Annotated in this window: 12 protein-coding genes and 2 pseudogenes; 7 read left to right on the forward strand and 7 right to left on the reverse strand. The window is 69.7% G+C overall.

The window, feature by feature from the left end; translation table 11 throughout:
* The first annotated feature begins 29 nt into the window (after positions 1-29).
* From GOAMI_RS11960 to GOAMI_RS23905, 3 genes and pseudogenes are all read left to right on the forward strand, one after another.
* A pseudogene (locus GOAMI_RS11960) lies at positions 30-742 on the forward strand (DJ-1/PfpI family protein).
* A gap of 80 nt (positions 743-822) precedes the next feature.
* Complete coding sequence (locus GOAMI_RS11965; protein ID WP_006436777.1) at positions 823-1023, forward strand: DUF2613 domain-containing protein; 201 nt, start codon at positions 823-825, stop codon at positions 1021-1023.
* 109 nt (positions 1024-1132) lie between these two features.
* Positions 1133-5428: a DUF3367 domain-containing protein gene (locus GOAMI_RS23905; protein WP_006436778.1), complete on the forward strand. Its 4296-nt coding sequence runs from the start codon at positions 1133-1135 to the stop codon at positions 5426-5428.
* Between the two features lie 59 nt (positions 5429-5487).
* Here the strand turns inward: GOAMI_RS23905 and GOAMI_RS22625 are convergent.
* Positions 5488-6666: pseudogene (locus GOAMI_RS22625) on the reverse strand (acyltransferase family protein); the annotation flags it as partial.
* A gap of 17 nt (positions 6667-6683) precedes the next feature.
* On the opposite strand from GOAMI_RS22625, the gene pgfA reads away from it, so the two are divergent.
* Complete coding sequence (gene pgfA / locus GOAMI_RS11980; RefSeq protein ID WP_051995409.1) at positions 6684-7880, forward strand: cell envelope lipid trafficking protein PgfA; 1197 nt, start codon at positions 6684-6686, stop codon at positions 7878-7880.
* 1 nt (position 7881) lies between these two features.
* On the opposite strand, the gene GOAMI_RS11985 is transcribed toward pgfA, so the two are convergent.
* Together GOAMI_RS11985 and GOAMI_RS11990 are read right to left on the reverse strand one after the other, a co-directional pair.
* On the reverse strand, positions 7882-8352 hold the full coding sequence (locus GOAMI_RS11985) for an SRPBCC family protein (protein ID WP_006436781.1): 471 nt from the start codon (positions 8350-8352) through the stop codon (positions 7882-7884).
* Between the two features lie 56 nt (positions 8353-8408).
* Entirely contained in the window at positions 8409-9527 is a 1119-nt protein-coding gene (locus GOAMI_RS11990; protein ID WP_040004796.1) for an MATE family efflux transporter, read from the reverse strand.
* Between the two features lie 192 nt (positions 9528-9719).
* Between GOAMI_RS11990 and GOAMI_RS11995 the strand changes: the two genes are divergently transcribed.
* Entirely contained in the window at positions 9720-10655 is a 936-nt protein-coding gene (locus GOAMI_RS11995; protein ID WP_006436783.1) for an HpcH/HpaI aldolase/citrate lyase family protein, read from the forward strand.
* A gap of 15 nt (positions 10656-10670) precedes the next feature.
* A complete protein-coding gene (locus GOAMI_RS12000; protein ID WP_006436784.1) occupies positions 10671-12386 on the forward strand; it encodes an MmpA family trehalose lipid delivery protein in 1716 nt (571 codons plus the stop codon).
* On the opposite strand, the gene GOAMI_RS12005 is transcribed toward GOAMI_RS12000, so the two are convergent.
* Positions 12352-13500: a glycosyltransferase family 4 protein gene (locus tag GOAMI_RS12005; RefSeq protein WP_006436785.1), complete on the reverse strand. Its 1149-nt coding sequence runs from the start codon at positions 13498-13500 to the stop codon at positions 12352-12354. The two genes, GOAMI_RS12000 and GOAMI_RS12005, sit on opposite strands and share 35 nt — an antisense overlap.
* A gap of 218 nt (positions 13501-13718) precedes the next feature.
* Here GOAMI_RS12005 and GOAMI_RS12010 point away from each other — a divergent pair, with 218 nt between their 5' ends.
* Positions 13719-14480, forward strand: coding sequence for a class I SAM-dependent methyltransferase (locus GOAMI_RS12010; RefSeq protein ID WP_040004788.1), 762 nt, complete (start codon positions 13719-13721; stop codon positions 14478-14480).
* Positions 14481-14569: 89 nt separating this feature from the next.
* Here the strand turns inward: GOAMI_RS12010 and GOAMI_RS12015 are convergent, their stop codons facing one another.
* From GOAMI_RS12015 to GOAMI_RS12025, 3 genes are all read right to left on the reverse strand, one after another.
* Positions 14570-15349 (reverse strand): hypothetical protein, encoded by a 780-nt coding sequence (locus GOAMI_RS12015; protein WP_006436787.1) that lies wholly within the window; start codon positions 15347-15349, stop codon positions 14570-14572.
* Between the two features lie 96 nt (positions 15350-15445).
* Positions 15446-17992 carry an ABC transporter permease gene (locus GOAMI_RS12020; RefSeq protein ID WP_006436788.1) on the reverse strand — a complete coding sequence of 849 codons (2547 nt, stop codon included), beginning with the start codon at positions 17990-17992 and terminating at the stop codon, positions 15446-15448.
* A gap of 21 nt (positions 17993-18013) precedes the next feature.
* Positions 18014-18841, reverse strand: a complete 828-nt coding sequence (locus tag GOAMI_RS12025; RefSeq protein WP_006436789.1) for an ABC transporter ATP-binding protein — start codon at positions 18839-18841, stop codon at positions 18014-18016.
* Positions 18842-19048 lie beyond the last annotated feature (207 nt).

A 19048-nucleotide genomic window follows, 5' to 3' on the forward strand; every position in this document is an offset into this window, starting at 1 on the left:
CTCGCCACCGACCAGACAGGCAGACCCAGATCGCGATCGTCCTCTATCCACGGTTCACGGCCCTCGATTTCGTCGGACCGTACGAGGTGCTGCGCATGCTCCCCGACGCCGACGTCCGATTCGTCGCCCACGAACCCGGCCCCGTCGTCGCCGACTCCGGTGTCCTCGTCGTCGGCGCGACACACTCGTTCGACGAGACGCCGTCACCCGATCTGATCCTCATCCCGGGCGGACCGGGATGCTTCGGGGCGGCGAAGGACGAGAAACTCCTGGAGTGGCTGCGCACGGTCGGGCCGGCCGCGCAGTGGACGGCGTCTGTCTGCACCGGCTCGGTGGTCCTCGCCGCGGCCGGACTACTGGACGGTCTCCGGGCCACCACGCACTGGTCGTCGCTGACCGCGCTGTCCCTCTACGGTGTGACGGCGGTGTCGGACGAGCGCGTCGTGCGCGCCGGCCCCGACGAACACATCGTGACCGCGGCCGGCGTCTCGGCCGGCATCGACCTGGCACTGTGGCTCGCCGACCAGATCGCCGGGACGAAGAAGGCCGAGGCCATCCAACTCGCGATCGAGTATGACCCGCAACCGCATCTCGACTCCGGCCACCGATCGAAGGCGTCGGCCGCCACGATCACGGCGTCGACGGTGATGCTCAGCCGCGACGTCGACAAGCCCGAGGTGCTGAAGTTGAGCACCGGCTGCTGTGGGATCGGGCCCTGGCGACGGTCCGTTCGCGCCGCTGACGCCGAAACCCGTGATGGAACTGCCGGACATGCCCGGGTGACACCCGGGTGAGACTCCGCGCGATGGTAGTTTCTTCGCCATGACCAACAACCGCCTTGTGGCCGGCGCCGTCGCCGGAGTGGCCGGCATCCTGGTGGGACTCGGCGCGGTGTTCCTCGGCGGGTTCATCACCTCGGAGAACAGCCCGTCGACGGACCTGAACAACATCAATCCGAACAGCGGATTCGTCCAGGGTTCGGTCGACTACGGATCGCGCGGCGGCGCGGGCGAGACCAACTGACGCCCGACCCCGATGCCGTGCACGGCGTCGGGACGACCTGACGCAGCAGCAACTGAGTAGGACACCGACCACCGCTCCCACAGGTGTCCTGTCGGCACGTGGGATCGGTGTGGCTGCCGCGGTCGCGCTGATCGTCTGTCTGCTGCAGTCCCCGGGGCAGATCGCCGCCGACACGAAACTCGACCTGACGGCGAATCCACTCGGGTTCCTTGCGCGTGCCGCACACCTGTGGACCCCGAACGCCCCGATGGGCCAGGTCCAGAACCAGGCCTACGGATACTTCTTCCCGCACGGCGCGTTCTTCGCCGCCGGCGACCTCCTGTCGGTCCCGCCCTGGATCGTCCAGCGGCTGTGGTGGGCGCTGCTCCTCACCATCGGCTTCGTCGGCATCGTGCGCGTGGCGGAGGCGATGCGGCTGGGCTCGCCGGCATCCCGCATCCTCGCCGGCGTCGTCTTCGTCCTGAGCCCCCGCGTCCTCACCACCCTCGGCTCGATCTCGTCGGAGACGCTGCCGATGATGCTGGCGCCCTGGGTCCTCCTGCCCGTGATCCGGGCGCTCGACGCCCCCATCTCCGATTCCCGGCCGCTGTGGCGGGAAGCCGCACGCTCGGCGGCCGCCGTCGCACTGATGGGCGCGGTGAACGCGGTCGCGACGGCGGCCGCGCTCGGCGTCGCGGCCGTGTGGTGGCTGCTGCATCGTCCCCGCGACCGCCGCTGGCGGCGCTTCGGTGCGTGGACCGCGCTGGGCCTGGTCCTGGCGTGCGCGTGGTGGATGGTGCCGCTGCTCATCCTGTCCCGGGTCAGCCCGCCCTTCTTGGACTACATCGAGTCCTCCCGGGTGACGACGCAGTGGACGTCGCTGACCGAGGTGTTGCGCGGCGCGAGTTCGTGGACACCGTTCGTCTCCACCGAGCGGGTCGCCGGGGCGGTGCTCGTCACCCAGCCGGCCGCCGTGCTGGCGACCGGTGCCATCGCCGCCGCGGGACTCGCGGGTCTGTGCATGCGGCACATGCCGTTCCGGGGACGTCTCGTGACGATCCTGGGCGTCGGCCTGGTGATCATGTGTGTCGGCTTCGCCGGTGGTCTCGGTTCGCCGATCGCCGAGCAGATCCGGGTGTTCCTCGACGGTTCCGGTGCCCCGCTGCGCAACATCCACAAGTTCGAACCGTTCATCCGCATCCCGCTGGTGCTGGGTGTCGCTCACCTGCTCGCGCGGGTCCCGCTGCCCGGCACCGTGTCGGTACAAGAGACGCTCTCGGCCTTCGCCCATCCGCAGCGCTCCCGCCCGGTGGCCGCGGCCATCGTGCTCATGGTCGCGGTGATCGGTGCGGGTTCGCTCATCTGGACCGGCCAGCTCGCACCCGCCGGGACCTACACCGCGATCCCGAACCACTGGAAGCAGACCGCGGACTGGTTGTCCGAGCACAGCAGCCGGCCGGACGGTGCCCCGGCGCGCGCGCTCGTCGTCCCCGGTGCGCCGTTCGCCGACCAGCTGTGGGGTCTCACCCGCGACGAACCCCTCCAGCCACTGGCCGACGCCCCGTGGGCGGTGCGGGACGCCATCCCGCTGACGCCACCCGGCGCCATCCGTGCGCTCGACTCCGTGCAACGCGAGATCGCCGCCGGACGCGGATCACCCGGCCTCGCCGAGACCCTCGCGCAGCAGGGCGTGGGATTCGTGGTGCTCCGTGCGGACCTCACCCCCGAGACCTCCCGGTCGGCACGACCGCTCCTCGCGCAGCAGGCACTCGACACCTCGCCCGGGTTGACGCGGGTGGCACGGTTCGGCCCCCCGGTCGGACCGCCCACTGTCCGAGGAGTGATGCGCGACAACGGATTGCGACCGACGATGCCCGCGATCCAGATCTATGCGGTCGAGGCGACCGGCTTCGACGGCACCGGCCCCCTTCTCGTGGACCAGCACGGGATGCCGCGGGTCGCGGGCGGTCCCGAGGCCATCGCGGCTCTCGCCGAAGTGCGTGCGCGTCAAGGACTTCCACCTCTCGGTCCGGTGTTGCTCGACGCCGATGCCCGACGCGCCGGGATCACCGACGGCCCACTCATCGTCACCGACACCCCAAGCGATCGGGAAACCGACTTCGGACGGGTCGACGACCACAGTTCCGCCATCCGGTCGGCCGACGACCCGCGACGGACCCAGAACGCGGCCGCGGACTACCCGGTCGACGACCAGCCGCTCGTCCGCGGGGAATGGTTGCTGGACAACCGGAGTGGCGAGGTCCAGGTGACGACGTCCGGTTCGGCGTCGGACGCGGTGCAACCGGGGCAGACCTCCCCCGCGAACTCCCCCGCCGCCGCCTTCGACGGCAACCCACAGACGGCGTGGGTCAGCGGCGGACTCGAAGGAGCGCTCGGGCGGTGGATGCGAGTCGGATTCACCACACCCCAGACGGACCTGGCGCTGTCGTTGACCACCGCCCGGGCCCTCGGCCCGGACGTGACCAGCGTCCTGGTCACCACCGAGGCCGGAAGCACGGTGGCGTCGGGACTCGAACCGGGCAGACCGACGACCGTGACCGCCCCGAGCGGCTCGACCCGCTGGATACAGATCCGCGCGCTGAGCACCGAAGACGGCACCGCCGGGAACCAGTTCGCCCTCGGTGAGGTGGAGGTGTCGAACCTGCGGACCTCGACACCGCTGCAGATCAGACATCGTGTCGTTCTGCCCGAACTCGCGGCAGGCACCGAGGTGGCCCAGTGGCTGCTGTACTCGGAGCTGAACGGGCGGGCGTGGTGCGTCGCCGACCCCGCCCGCGAGATGACCCGGTGCGCTCCGGGACTCGGGCTGTCGCCGGAGACATCGTCGGTGTTCAGCCGGGCTCTCTCCGTCCCCGAGGACACATCGGTCACCCCGTCGGCCATCCTCCGCCCACGACCCGGAGACGCGCTCGATCGGCTCCTCGCCACCCCGGACGGCGTGAGCGCCACCGGACCGCGACCGGTCACCGATCCCCGTGGCGGTCCGGCCGCTGCCGTCGACGGCGACCCCGGAACCGCCTGGACCGCACCGCAGATCCCGGCCAGGGAAAGGCCCCAAGACCGCAACAACGACGACGAGGAGTCGGCGGACGAGGCGGAGCCGACCCTGACCGTCCACCTCCCCGCCGAACAACGCGTCGAATCGCTGAAAATCGTTGCGCCGCTGGATTACCCGGCCGCACCGACCGAGGTCGCCGTCGATCTCGGCACCGGCGAACAGATTCGCGAGGTCGGCAAGGACGGCGTCCTTCGACTCGATCCCGCGGTCACCGACCGCATCGAGATCACCGTCCGCGAACAGCGCGACCTGATCGACGTCAACAGTCTCGGATTCGCCACGCCCGCGCCGCCGGGGATCGCCGAGGTCGAGGTGCCGCCGGCACCGCGGGCGCCCGCCGGCGACCGGGTCGTCGAGATCGGTTGCGGTGACGGTCTCGGCGTCACCGCCGCCGGTCAGGTCATCGGGTTCTCTGCGCGGACCACCACGAAAGCACTGCGCGCCGGTGAACCGGTGGTCGCCCGTGCGTGCGGACCGGGCGAGCTGCGACTGCCCGCCGGTCAGCAGGAGGTGTCGGTCAATCCCGGACCGGCCTTCACCGTCGACGCGGTGTCGCTGACCGCCGGGACACCGGTGACCGGGGCGGCGACGACCACGCCGGACGTCACCGAGTGGACAGCGGCGAGCCGCGCGGTGCAGATCGAGTCCGGTCCCGAACGCCTGCTGGTGGTCCCCGAATCCACCAACCCGGGCTGGATCGCGCGGATCGACGGCCGGGAGTTGTCCCCGGTGGTCGTGAACGGGTGGCAGCAGGGCTGGGTCGCGCCGGCCGGGGTGTCGGGTGCGGTCGAGCTCACCTATCGGTTCGATTCGCTGTACCGCTGGTCGCTCGTCATCGGACTGGTGCTGATGGCCCTGTTGCTCGTCGCCGCGTGGTGGCCCTTTCCCCTGGTGTCACGATCCGGGCGGGACACCGTTGCCGAACCGCGGACGGTGCCCACCGGACGGTTCACCCTCGTGGCCGCCGGTCTGGGGATTCTCGGCGCGTCGTGGCTGCTGTCCGGATGGTGGGGTCTGGCCGTGGGCCTCGCCGTCGCCGTGGTCGGTGCGGCCGTTCCGCCGAAGGTCGATGTCACGACGACATTCGTCATGATGATGGCTGCGACCGTCGGCCTCACCGCCGGTCCGTGGCACGCCTCCGGCGGCTACCACGGCTGGGAGTGGTGGGTTCAGTTGCCGGCGTTGATCGCCGTGCTGATGACCGGCTGGCTGGTGTTCTGGTCCTGCGACGCCGACGAGCCGGGCGAGGCCGAGTCGGACGACACCGAGTCACCGGCCGCACGGTTGCGGCGTCGGGTCTCGCGGTTGCGCAGCCAGTGGCGGGCCGGCTCCTCGATGAAGGCGTAGGAGGCCGCGGAGATCCCGACCGTGAGTCCCAGCGTGATCACCCAGACGAGGACGGTGTTGCCGTTGAACGGCACGATGCCGAACAGCGGGAAGACGACGGCCAGGATCGCGATGTGCCAGATGAAGATGCCGTAGGACCAGCGCCCCAGCGCGAGCATCACGCGTGAGGTGAGGAGACGGAACGGCCCCGCGTTGCAGACCAGCGGGGCGAGAAGGGCGTAGCCGCAGAGTCCACCCAGGATCATCTTGGTGGCGAACTCGATGTTGGTGACGTCGCCGAGCCCGGTCGGACCGGCGAGCCGGGTGCACGCGAGGCCGTAGGCGACGACGAGGAGCCCGAACATCAGCGAACGGTTCGCGCTGAGCCGCATCGCCAGGGTCATCCACCGGCCGCGCGCTGCGCCGGTGTCGAGGACACCGGCGATCTCGGCGAGGATCAGGCCGGCGACGAACCACGACAGATGACCGAACACCCAGTTCTTGGTCTCCACCCCGTCGGCGACCGGCAGCGAGGTACCGACCCAGGCCCAGCCGAGGCTCAGCGCACCGAGCATCAGCAGCACCGGGATGCGCGCCCCGACGCGCGGACCACGCAACTGCAGGAGTGCGAGGCCGATGAGCGGGAGCAGAGCGTAGAAGGCGATCTCGACCGACAGACTCCACATCTGCGTGAGACCCGCGGTCAGCGTCAGGGGCACGAAGACCTGCGTCAGCGTGAGGTTGGCCAGCCAGACGTCGAGGTCGGCGCCCTGGGCCTCCGGCAGCAGGAGCAGCACCAGCGCGACGACCACCACATACGCCGGCCAGATGCGGACGACGCGGTGACGGAGATAGCGCCGGACCGGCGGATGCCCGGCGCCGCGGTGCGCGGCGTCGACCCACGGTCGCCACAGCAGGAAGCCGGAGAGACCGAAGAACAGCGCGACAGCGAGGTCGAGGCGACCGAGCACCGGTCCGAGGACCGGGATCTCGACGGCACTGGTCTGGAAGGCGACGTGGGTGGTCAGCACCCCGATCGCGGCGAGCGCTCGCATGCCCTCGAGTTGCGGGTAGAAGCGTCGCGAGTCGGTCGCCGGTCCGGGGGCGTCGGGATGGCGCGCCCCGGATCGGGAGTCGGTGCCCGATGATCCGACAGAGTCGGGGCTCGATGATCCGACAGAGTCGGTCCTCGAGGCAGCGACGGAGTCGCGGGCGGAGTCGGTGCTGGTCATGCTGGTGACAGGGTAGCCCGGGGACATCCACTACCCTCGCCACCATGCCTTCGGAGCCGTCCCCGGTGCCCCAGTCCGCGGAGTCAGAGTCCGTACCTCGCCGCTGGTCGACCACGGACCTGGCCGGGCCGACACTGATCTTCGTCGGCAGTTTTCTCATCGCGGTGACCATCGCGTTGCCGACGCTGCTCGTCGGCAACTTCCGCGAGATCCCGCTCAGCACCGACTTCACCACGGTCGCCACCGCCGAGGACGCGACGATCCTCGACCGCTGCTCGCTCGCCACGCCCGCCGCCCGGACCCTCGACGCCGATCTGGTTCGCCAGCAGCGGGTCGTCGCGGTGCAGCCCTCCGACGAGCACCGCGTGACACTGCAGGCCGGCACCTCGGTCCAGACAGACACGCTGCGTATCGACGACCGCGAGGTCGAACCGGAGGCCCCCCGGCCCGGCAGCGAGGGCGACGCCGAGTCGTCGGAGGTCTGCAACGACGTCACGGTCAACGCGCTCAAGGACCGGGTGACGCTCGACCGGGAGACCGCCGTACCGCAACTGTCGGCGCGCGGGGCGTCGGAGATCCAGTACGACAGCAACCAGGCACCGGTGCTGGTGCCGGACCGCCGCGGTTTCACCTACCTGCTGCCCTTCGACACCAGCCTGACCGACCACGAGTTCTTCGACGTGGTCACACGCACGACCGTGCCTCTGAGATACGACGGAGACACCGAGGTGGTCGGCAAGGACGTGGCCCGGTTCCGCGCCGAGGTCCCCGAGACCGACCTCGCGCGGGCAGCGCTCGGCCGGCCGGTGGGCACCGATGTCACGATCACCCGGCCCGCGTCGTGGTTCGGCCTCGACGGTCCGCCGCGTGAGCTGACGGCCACCCTGCGGCACCGCAGTTCGTGGGATCTCGCCGTGGAACCGCGCACGGGGACGATCGTCGACGCGAAGATCACCGTCGACGAGTTCTACGCCTTCCCGGAGGGCACTCCCGGAGTGCCGGCGGACTTCCGGCTGCCCCATCTACAGGCCGCCTTCGCCTACGACGACACGTCACAGTCCCAGATGTCGCGCCTGGCTTCGGATCTGGCGACGCCGATCACGATCTGGGGCCGGATAGTGCCGATCGTGACCGGCGTCCTGGGCGTTGTCGCGCTGGTCGCCGGCGGTTTCCTGATCAACCCCGCGTGGCTGCCGCCGAGATTCCGGCGGACCGGTCGGGATTCCGGTGACGTGACCTAGATCAGGACGCGGCCTCGGCGGCGAGTCGGCCGAGCGTGTCCTCGAGCTGGGCCTCGGTGACGAGCGGGAACCCCACCTGTTCGAGGAGTTTCTTGTCGGTGACCTTCGACCAGTCGTAGGTGTGGCGGACCAGCGTCTCGTTGGGACCCTGGGACTCCAACTCCCACAACCACTCCCATCCGGGCGGCTCCGTACCGGCGGGGGTCGTCTTCCAGGCCAGCAGCTTGTCCTTGGCGTATCCGGTGACGTGGTTGTCGGTCTTGTACTCCCCGCCCATGTGGTCGCCCGCCATGTTCATGGTGAACACGTCGCCGACCTTCTGGATCCGATCGGCGTGGTCGACGCCCCGGATGAACCCCGAACCGTCGAGCGCCTGGTGCCTCTCGGGGTTGGAGAGGACGTCGAACACCGCGTCGACCGGTGCCTCGATGACTCGTTCGACCGTGACCTGAGTACTTCCGTTGTCGCTCATTACACAACCCTGCCGAAACATGTGTATCTCGGCAACGTTCCTGCTGAGGCCGGCGGTCAGCGGGCGAGAACCCATGTCCCGGCGGCCGCGACCGTCACCGCGACCGCCGCAGTGGCTGCGACCCCGACCACCGAGCCGGCGACGGTGAGGATGACCGTCACCTCGATCGCCACGACGATCCACGTCCCGAACGCGACACGGGTGCGATCACGGGCGATCGCCGACAACAGCACCACCTGGAGGACGGCGAGGGCGGCACCGATGTAGGCGAAGAGCCACAGCAGGGGGACGAGTTCGTCGTAACCGTCGCCGAAGACGATCGGGACCATCGGCCCCGCGCCACCCGCCACCAGCGTGAGCACCACGCCCACACCCGCGACCACCGTCACCGCCTGCCGAAGAGAGACCCGGGACCGGGCGGGATCGGCGAGGCGCGGATAGAAGACGACGCCGATGGCCTGCGGCAGCCAGAACGCGACCTTCGTCGCGATGGCGCCGAGCGCGTACACCCCGACCGACTCGGCATCGAGCACGCGCGGTGAGAGCAGCAGGTCCACCGACGACGCCACGATCAGCACCAGCTGGACCTGCGACGCGCGAACCACGCTGAGGACTCCGACCGTCCCCGACGTCGCCGCGGCACGCGCCCGCTCCCCGACCCTTCCTACGACCACCCAGACGACGACGGCCGACACCGCGGCACCGAGAGTCCCGGCGAGCAGTCCACCCGCCGGACCGGCACCGACGACGAAGGCCCCGATGATCGGCATCGAGCGCAGGATCCCGACGGCGGCCAGCACCCACGACAGCGTCCGGAACTCGCCGCGTCCCTGCAGGATGCCCTGACCGGTGGCGATCAGCGCCAGCAGCGGGGCCGCGCCGAGGGCGGCGAGAGTCGTGACGACCCCGGTGCGCATCAGCAACGCGACGAGCGGTGTCGCAACGGCGACCAGCACCACCACGTACAACGTCGTCTGGACACCCACCCGGCGCAGGCGGCGCTCGTCGCAGCCCAGGACCACCTCGCGCGCGACCACGTTCTGCAGCGCCAGGGCGGGCACACCCAGCACGAGCATCGCCGACAGCAGGACCGCGAACTCGCCGTACTCGCTGACGTCCAGGTAACGGGCGCTCGCGGCCAGATGGACCACGTACATGCAGACGTTGGCGACCATCGATCCGACGGCCACCGATCCGACGGCGCCGACTGTGCCGGCGGCGGGCCGGCGCCGTCGGCTCGGTCGGATCTGCTGCATGGCACAAGTGTGCCGAGTTGGCACCGGGTCCCGTGCACAGGGTGCTTTGCACCGGTCGTCGGGCATAGGCAACGATGGGTAGGCTGCAGAGTTCACCGACGAGAGATGCCGATGTACGACGACAACACCACCGACGACGCCGAATCGACCGATGTCGGTTCGCGTATCGATCCGGTGCTGGCCCGAAGCTGGCTCCTGGTCAACGGCGCGCACTACGCGAAGTTCGAGCGCGCCGCTCGTTCGCGCGCCGACATCGTCGTCCTCGACATCGAAGACGCGGTCGCTCCCAAGGACAAGGTCGAGGCGCGCAACAACGTCGTGCGGTGGATCGGTCCGAAGGACGGTTCCGGCCCCGGTGCCGGTGAGTGGGTCCGGATCAACGGATTCGGCACCCCGTGGTGGGCCGACGACCTCGCCGCCCTCGCGGAGACCGCGGTCGGCGGTGTGATGCTGGCGATGGTCGAGTCCGTCGACCACGTGACCGAGACCGCCAAACGCCTGCCCGGCCTGCCGATCGTCGCCCTCGTCGAGACGGCACGCGGACTCGAGCGGATCAGCGAGATCGCATCGGCCAAGGGCACCTTCCGCCTCGCCTTCGGCATCGGCGACTTCCGTCGGGACACCGGTTTCGGCGACAGTCCACAGACGCTGGCCTACGCCCGGTCCCGATTCACCATCGCCGCCAAGGCTGCTCACCTGCCCAGCGCGATCGACGGCCCGACGGTCGGTTCCAGCGCTCTGAAGCTGAGCGAGGCCACGGCCGTGAGCGCGGAGTTCGGCATGACCGGCAAGATCTGCCTCACCCGGTCACAGTGCGCCCCGGTCAACGAGGGCCTGTCCCCGTCACAGGACGAGATCACCTGGGCGAGGGAGTTCTTCGCGGAGTTCGAGCGCGACGGCGGCGAGATCCGCAACGGTTCGGACCTGCCACGCATCGCGCGTGCCACCAAGATCCTCGACCTCGCACGGGCCTACGGCATCACCGAGTCGGAATTCGACGACGACCCGGTGCACGCACCGGCGCCGTCGGACACCCACCACTTCTGAGCCGCACGGGTCGCGGTGTTCTCCGGACGGTTGCTCCCGGCGCTCTATGTGGTGAGTGTCGTTGCGGCCGCGGCAATCCTGGGACCCCTGCTACCGGCACTGCTCGGTATCGGACCGGGATACCTGCTCTTCCGGGATGCCGTGTCGACGCCGCGCACCCATGTCACCGACACCACGCTCGGCATCGGTGACCTGCCGCCGCGCGCGGTGCCGCAGGACTTCTTCGTCGCGATGGTGTCGTCGGTCGTCGACGGCGGTGTGGTGGTCGTCGCGATCTTGTCGGCCGCGTTGGTCTTCGCCGGCGTCGGGTTCGGCCGGTTGGCTTTTCGTCTCGTTCCCGGCGCCGGGCGTCCCGGGGCCGTCGCCGCCGCGCTCGTGGCGATCTGGAATCCCTATGTGGCCGAACGACTCCTGCAAGGGCACTGGAGCCTGCTCGTCGGCTACGCCGCGCTGGGCTGGATTCTCGTCGCCGCATCCGATCTGCGGGAACGGCCAGATGCGGCACGGTTTCTCCGGCTCGGCGGATTGCTGGCGGCAGCCGGGCTGACGCCGACGGGTTCGGTGCTCGCCGGGATCGAGCTGGCCGTGGTACTCATCGGTCGTCCGGTCGGCCTGCGGCCCGGCCTCGTCGCCGTCGGCCTGTGGGTGCTGAGCACCCTGCCGTGGGTCGTGACGGCGGTGATCAGCGACGCCACCACCACATCCGCCGCGGCGGGCGTCGAGGCGTTCGGTCTCCGGTCCGAGCCGGGGCTGGGTCCGGTCGGGACCGTTCTCTCCCTGGGGGGCATCTGGAACGTCGACGCGGTACCCGCCAGCCGGACGATCTGGTGGGCGGCGATCGCGACGTTCTGTTCGTTGCTCGTGGTCGCGACCGGCGTCGTCCACCTCTGGCAACGTCGGCGGACGCTCGATCCGCTGGTGCGGGCGATCGGAGCATCGGCCGTCGTCGTCGCGATCCTGCTGGTCCTCGGCACCTTCGGTCCGGGACAGTGGTTGCTGGAGTTCACGATCGAGCACGTCCCCGGCGCCGGTCTGTTGCGGGATACCCAGAAATTCTCCGCTCTTCTCGTTCCCGGAGTCGCGCTTGCCGTGGCCGGGGCCGTGGCGGCCGCCCGTCGACGGGTCCCGTCGGGTTTCGCACTCGCCGCCATCGTGCTGCTCGTCGTGGCTCCGCTTCCCGATCTCGCCTGGGGTGTCGGTGGTTCCGTGCGGCCGGTGGCCTACCCGGACGACTGGGCGGCGGTGGCTGCCGTCGTGCCCGACGATCGGGGTTCGGTCGCCCTGTGGCCCACGGACACCGTGCGGCACTACCGTTTCGCCGGTGGCGTCTCGCTCGATCCCGCCGCGCGGATGTTGCGGGCTCCGGTGATCGAGTCCGGAGCGCTCACCGTCGACGGCGAGGTCGTCGACGCGCCGAGTGCGCATGCGGCCGCCGTGGCGTCGGTGCTCGAAGCCGGTGGCTCACCCGCCGAACTCGCCGCGCTCGGCGTGGGATGGGTTCTCGTCGAAGATGATTCGACGCCCGAGCGGCTCGCCGCAGAAGCGCGCCTCGTCCACGACGGGGACGATCTCCGGCTGTACCGGGTCGATGATCCCGTCGAGCGGGGTGCCGGAGCGGCCGATCGGGCTCTGGCACTCGCCGCACACCTGTGGTGGGCCATGATGCTCCTGGCGGGAGTCGTGGGCGCGGTCGTCGCTAGCGTGCGAGAACGGCGTCGAACGTCTCGATGAACCCGTCGCAGGTCGCGGCCCAGGAGTAACGGCCCGCCCTGATCCTGGCGTTGCGCCCCAGTCGCTGGGTCTCGTCGGGGTTGTCGATGAGTTTTCTCGCGGCACTCACCAGTTCGTCGACGCCGTCGACGAGGAGGCCGGTGTTGCCGTCGTCGACGGAGTCGGTGAGACCGACCGAGCTGCGGTAGCCGATGGTCGGGACACCGTGCTGGGCCGCCTCGACGACCGCCAGCCCCCACCCCTCTTTGCGCGAGGGCATCAGGTGGACCCGCGCCTGCGAGAGCAGCTCGTGCTTGCGCTGCTCGCTGACGTGGCCATGGAAGGTCACCGCGTCAACGACCCCGAGCTCGGCTGCAGCGGAACGCAATTCATCGGACCACCAGCCACCGCCGATGACGTCGAGGTACACGTCGACCCCGGACCGACGCAGCTGTGCCAGCACGGTGAGAGCGTCCTCGACCTGCTTGTGCGGCACCAGCCGGGACAAGACGCACAGACGCACCGGGCCCGAACCACCGTCGGCGGCACCTCCGGTGAGCAGCGCGTCGGCCGGGACCGGGTCGATACCGTTGCGCACGACCGAGATCCGCTCCGCGTCGACGCCGAGGGCGACGAGTTCGGTCTTCGACGGCGTGGACACCGTGACATAGCGGTTGCGGCGATGAATCCTCGGCGACAGTCGCGACTCGATGAACCAGCCCACCTGCCCGAGCAACCGGCCGGCGACCGGCCACTGCTCGCGGTGGCAGTGGTGGACCAGTACCACCGTCGGCGCGGAGGCGACGAGGGTCGCGAAGAACGGCACCCCGTTCTGGGTGTCGACGACGACTTCGGGGTGACAGGCCCGGAGCGGCCCGAGGCCGAATCGGCCGGCCAGGATCGTCGCCAGCATGCGCGGGTACACGCTGATCCGCCCTCCGGCACGCACGAACCGCATGCCGTCGCGGTGCTCCTCACCGGCTGCCCCCGGGTAGGACGACGTCAGAAAGGTCACGCGCGCGCCGCGTCGGGCCAATTCGGCACCGACACGTTCCAGATATGTCTCACTGCCGCCGCCCTGAGGGTGGCGGGTGTCCCGCCAGCACAGCAGCAGGACGTCGGAAGGTACGCGCATCGCACGACAGCCTACCGACTGGTAGCACCAGGCCGTCATCACACCGGGAAGCGGCGAGTTCACGATCACGGTTCCGCCCGTCACTGACAGACTTCATTTCGCTCCTGCGACTTCGATCGAAGTCGCAACGTCGAAACGAAGTCTGTGAGTGGAACCGGACCTGCGTCGACGAGCGCGACTGACCGTCGCCCACCGCTCGCGACTAGAGTTCTCCGACGATGACGACCACGACTTCCGGCCGGAACCGAATGGCCCGGCTGGCCACGCTGCGGCGTGCCGCCGGACTGCTGAACGACTTCCGCTTCGAGCAGTCCGACCCCGCCCGCTTCTACGGCGCACTGGCGACCGACACCGCGGACATGGTGGCGGCCTTCGTCCCCGACCTCGACGGACAGGTCATTCTCGACGTCGGCGGGGGTCCCGGCTACTTCGCCGACGCCTTCCGGGCGCGGGGCGCGCACTACATGTCGGTCGAACCGGACCCCACCGAGATGCACGCCGGCGGGCTCGAACATCGTGGGTCGGTCCGCGGATCGGGCCAGAACCTGCCCTTCGCCGACGGCTGCGTCGACGTGTCCTTGTCGTCGAACGTCGTCGAACACACGTCGACGCCGTGGGAGATGGCCGACGACATGCTGCGCGTGACCCGGCCCGGTGGCGTCGTCATCGTCAGCTACACGCTGTGGTGGGGACCGTTCGGCGGCCACGAGATGGGACTCACCCACTACCTCGGCGGTCATCGTGCCGCGCGTCTCTACACGAGACGTCACGGCCACCCCCCGAAGAACCTCTTCGGCACGTCACTGTTCGCCGTCCACGCCACCGACGGCCTGCGCTGGGCGCGATCGGTGACCGACCGGGCCGATCTCCTCGCCGCCTTCCCCCGCTACATTCCGCGCTGGATGTGGTGGGTCATGCGCGTCCCCGGCCTGCGCGAGGTGCTCGGCACGAACCTCGTGCTGGTGCTGCGTAAGCGGTAGCACCTAACGCAAACCCACCCTTTTTCGGCAGATCCACCACCCGCGCGGGTGCCGGATTTGCCGAAAAAGGGTGGGTTTGCAGGGGCCGCCTACTCCCCCGACAGGTCCGCGGTGCAGTTCAGCGTGCCGCCCTGGCTGGTCGCGGTAGCGAGCTGTTCCCCGTCGACCAAGATGCTGCAGGTCACCGGGCCGCGGACGACGATGGCCGAGAGGGTCGCCTTCGTACCCTTCACGGTCACCCGCTGCGACCAGGGCGACCCGGTGGCCGCGATGACCGTCGGCGCGCCGCCGCCCTTGCTGAAGCTGAGCGCGACCACATCACCGTTGCCGGTGAGCTGGTAGGTCACCGTCGCCGGCCCCGGCTTCTTACTCGGACTCGACGTCGTCTCCTCGGTCGTGGTCGTGGTGGTCGGGGACGAGCTCGTCGTCGTCCGCTCGCTGGTGGTGGTCGTCGACGACGAGGACGCCGCCGCGGTCGAGGAGTCGTCTCCGCCGGACTTCGTGACCAGCACGACGACCAGACCGAGGATCACCAACGCTGCCAGGGCGACCAGCGCGAGACCGATGGTGCGGCCCTTCGACGACCCGTGCGGGGGTTCGCCGCCCTGCGGCGCGTCGTACGGCGACGCTCCATAGGGCGACGCCGCCGTGTACTGAGGATTCGCGTACTGGGGTTCCGTGTACTGGGGTTCCGTGTACTGGGGTCCCGGGTGGGGCTCGGTGTACGGCCCGGGATACGGCTGACCTTCCGGATGCTGGGTGTAGGCCTGCGACGGCGGCGCCGAGGGGTCGTAGTCGGGATCGAACTGTCGGGTCTCCGGCGGATTGTTCCGCGGATCGTTCGGATCGCCCTGGGGTGGTCGGGTCATGCCGACGATTCTGTCATCCGGATCCTGATATCGGCCTGTGACCACGCGGCCCGGGCAGAACCCGGGCCGCGTGACATCCGGATCAGGAGCAGAGCGTCACAGATCGGCGATGGCCTCGAGCGGCCCCGTCCGGGCCGCTCGGACCGCGGGCCACAGAGCCGCCAGCACACCGACCACCGCCGACGCGACCAGCGTGATCACGATCAGCGACCACGGGACCACCGGCGCGCCCAGACCCCAGGCGGCGAGCGTCCGCACCAACGCCACGCCGATGAGCGTTCCCAGAACCACACCGACCACGGCACCGAAGATCGAGATCAGCACGGACTCCAGATAGATCGAACGACGCACCTGGCCGCGCACCATGCCGATCGCGCGCAGCACGCCGATCTCGCGCTTACGTTCCACCACCGACAACGCAAGGGTGTTGATGATGCCGAGCACCGCGATCAGCAACGCCAGTCCGAGCATCGCGTAGAGCGTGCCGAGCATCTGGTCGATCTGGGCTGAGATCTGCCCCTTGAACTGGTCGCGGTCCTTGACCTGGACGGTCAGGTACCCGGCGGTCGCGTCCTCGAGACCGGTGCGCAAGGTGTCCAGATCGGCACCCGCCTCGGCCTTCACGAAGACCGTGACGTCGAAACGCGCCGCCGGCGGGACCAGCCGGTCGTAGACCGCGGGCCCGACGACCCACGGCTGAAGGGCCTCGTTGTCGGCGTACACACCGGCGATCGGGACCTGGACCTGCTCGCCGACGGGCGAGGTGAAGTTCAGGACCTGACCGCGCTCCCAGCCCTTCGTCATGGCCGTGCGGTGACTGATCAGCATCCCGTCGTCCGGCAGCGCCGTCGACGCGCCGTCCTCCATGTCCATGACCGTCACGTCGCTGAGCGGACCACCGAGCGCCGAGAAACCCTGCACCGGCTGATCGTCGACCTTCGCCTGCACGACGCCGAACGAGACCACCTCGCCGACGCCCGGCACGTTCTTCACCGCGGGTGCCACCGTGGGCGGCAACGGTCCCTGGTTGGTCCCCGCGAGGATGTAGTCGGCGGTGATCCCGGAGTCGACCGCCTCGTCGACCGTGCCCTTGAACGACTGGCCGAGCGTGCCGATGATCGCCACCAGCATCAGCCCCAGGGTCAGCGCGAACGCGGTCGCAGCCGAACGTCGGGGATTGCGAACGGCATTGGTGCGCGCGAGTCGTCCGATCGTGCCGAACGGGGCGCCGACCGCGCGACCGAGCACCCCCACGAACGGACGTGCGACCGCGGGCCCGACCAGCACCGCGGCCAGCACCAGGCCGGCCGCGCCCGCACCGACCGTCAGAGCCGGTCCGGAGCCCTCGTCCATCGCGCCGACGACGATGGCCACGATCGAGGCCAGACCGATGACCGCACCGATGACGGTGCGGTTGCGCAACGACGCCGATCCCTCGGCCGCCGATGCGCGCATCGCCTCCACCGGCGGCACCCGTGCGGCGCGAGCCGCGGGCACCCAGGCGCTGACCATCGTGACGACGACGCCGACCAGGATGCCGGCGAGCACCGCGCCGGCCCCGATCGTCAGCTCACCCTCCGGCAGACCCGACGTCGCACTGGTGAATGCCTTGAGCACGGCGGCCAGGCCGACGCCGATGGCCAGGCCCAGCACTCCGCCGATCACGCCGACGACGAGCGCCTCGAAGAGGACCGACCGCGACACCTGACGCTGGCTCGCGCCGACCGCCCGTAGCAGCGCGAACTCGCGGTTACGCTGCGCGACGATCATCGAGAAGGTGTTGTAGATGATGAATGTGCCCACGACCAGACCGATCGCCGCGAACGCCAGCAGGATGTACTGGAAGATCTGCAGGAACTCGTTGAACTGCGCCTTCTGGTCCTCCCGCACCTGATCGCCGGTCCGCACGTCGTACAGGTCGGCGTCGGCGCCGAGGAGGGTCCGCACCCGCTCCTGCAGTTGCTCCGGGGACACCCCGGCGACGGCCGACATGTCGACGAGCCCGACGTGCTTGCCGTCGCTGAACAGTCGCGACGCGGTCGCGGCGTCGAACTGCGCGTTGACGTACCCGCCGGTCGAGGTGGGGAGATCGATCAGCCCGACGACGGTGACATCGAGTGGGGCGGCGTTGCCCTGGCCGATCACGACCTTGGTCTTCGACCCGACCTTCAGCCCGGCTTCCTCGGCGGCCGAGGAGTTCAGCGCGATCTCGCCGGCGTTGGCGGGGCCGCGGCCGCCCGGCATGATCCGGGACTCATCGGGATCGAGCGCCTCGTTCTCCGGGATGTAGGTGGTGCCGACGCTCGGGGCACCGCCGGTCTGGATGGCCTTGCCGCCCGAATCGGCGACGGTGATCAACCCGTTGTTGTTGACGACGAGCTTGTCGATGCCGAGTTCGGCACGCTGGGCGCGCAGCTGGTCGACGACCGACAGCGGAACGCCGGGCGACTGCCGGTCGGCAGGCGTCACCTCGACCGCCACGCCCGGCGCAGCGCTGTCGAAGATGTCCGTGAAGGCCTTCGAGATGGAACTGGTGAACACGATCGATCCGACGACGAACGATGTGCCGAGGACGATCGAGAAGAGGGTCAGGAACAGACGGAGCTTGTGCGCCCGCAGGTTTCGCAGCGAAACCCGGCGCATCACCGATGACGACGCCACGGCTCAGAGCGCTCTGGAGGTCTCGGCGGGAGCCGAGGCGGACGGGGCATCGGTGTGGTGGACACTGTCGAGGTTCTTCATGACCTCGAAGACGTCGTCGGCACTCGGGCGCGCGAGCTCCTGCACGATCTGACCGTCGGCGAGGAACACGACGCGGTCGGCGTACGACGCCGCGCGCGGGTCGTGGGTCACGATGACGACGGTCTGCCCGAACTCGTCGGTGGCGGCACGCAGGATCGACAGAACCTCACCCGACGACCGGGAGTCGAGGTTGCCGGTGGGCTCGTCGCCGAAGATGATGGCCGGCTTGCCGATCAGTGCCCGGGCACACGCCACGCGCTGCTGCTGACCGCCGGACAGCTCGCTGGGCAGGTGCGAGAGCCGGTCGGTGATACCGAGTCGGGAGACGACCGCGTCGAACCATTCGGTGTCGACCTCCCGGCCGGCGATGTCGACCGGAAGGGTGATGTTCTCTTTCGCGGTGAGCGTCGGCACCAGGTTGAACGCCTGGAAGACGAACCCGATGCGGTCTCGGCGCAGCATCGTCATCGCCTTGTCGGACAGTGCGGTCAGATCGGTGTCGCCGATGAAGACACGGCCGTCACTCGCGACGTCCAGGCCCGCCAGACAGTGCATCAGCGTCGACTTGCCCGACCCCGACGGCCCCATGATGGCGGTGAACTCGCCCGCGCGAAACGAGATGGAGACGCTTTTCAGCGCCTCCACGGCAGTGTCGCCCGTGCCGTACCTCTTGGACAGGTTCTCCGCGCCCGCAGCCATTCCGTGTTTCGGCTCTCCGGCATCGCGGGCGGCCGCATCAGTCGTCGTCATGCCCTCAACGGTGCCAAATCCGACGACGATGCGCTATCAGGTAATCCCCTGACACCACCCTGAGGGGGTGATTGTCACACCTTCACCGCTCCCTGAGCAGCCCCGCCAAGCAACCCCATGCCGGTTGAGCCGACACCGAGCGCAGCGAGGCGTCGCGTCGAAACCCGCCCGCTGAGCAACCCATGCCGGTTGAGCCGACTCCGAGCG

Source organism: Gordonia amicalis NBRC 100051 = JCM 11271 (genome assembly GCF_000332995.1).
Classification (GTDB): Bacteria; Actinomycetota; Actinomycetes; order Mycobacteriales; family Mycobacteriaceae; genus Gordonia; species Gordonia amicalis.

Bases quoted from the DNA above. Each gene is read 5' to 3' on its own strand.
- GOAMI_RS12020 (WP_006436788.1), bottom strand. From the start codon at position 17,992: ATGCGCCGGGTTTCGCTGCGAAACCTGCGGGCGCACAAGCTCCGTCTG.
- GOAMI_RS12015 (WP_006436787.1), bottom strand. From the start codon at position 15,349: ATGACCCGACCACCCCAGGGCGATCCGAACGATCCGCGGAACAATCCG.
- GOAMI_RS11985 (WP_006436781.1), bottom strand. From the start codon at position 8,352: ATGAGCGACAACGGAAGTACTCAGGTCACGGTCGAACGAGTCATCGAG.
- GOAMI_RS11990 (WP_040004796.1), bottom strand. From the start codon at position 9,527: ATGGTCGCCAACGTCTGCATGTACGTGGTCCATCTGGCCGCGAGCGCC.
- GOAMI_RS11995 (WP_006436783.1), top strand. From the start codon at position 9,720: ATGTACGACGACAACACCACCGACGACGCCGAATCGACCGATGTCGGT.
- GOAMI_RS12005 (WP_006436785.1), bottom strand. From the start codon at position 13,500: ATGCGCGTACCTTCCGACGTCCTGCTGCTGTGCTGGCGGGACACCCGC.
- GOAMI_RS11965 (WP_006436777.1), top strand. From the start codon at position 823: ATGACCAACAACCGCCTTGTGGCCGGCGCCGTCGCCGGAGTGGCCGGC.
- pgfA (WP_051995409.1), top strand. From the start codon at position 6,684: ATGCCTTCGGAGCCGTCCCCGGTGCCCCAGTCCGCGGAGTCAGAGTCC.
- GOAMI_RS12010 (WP_040004788.1), top strand. From the start codon at position 13,719: ATGACGACCACGACTTCCGGCCGGAACCGAATGGCCCGGCTGGCCACG.
- GOAMI_RS12025 (WP_006436789.1), bottom strand. From the start codon at position 18,841: ATGACGACGACTGATGCGGCCGCCCGCGATGCCGGAGAGCCGAAACAC.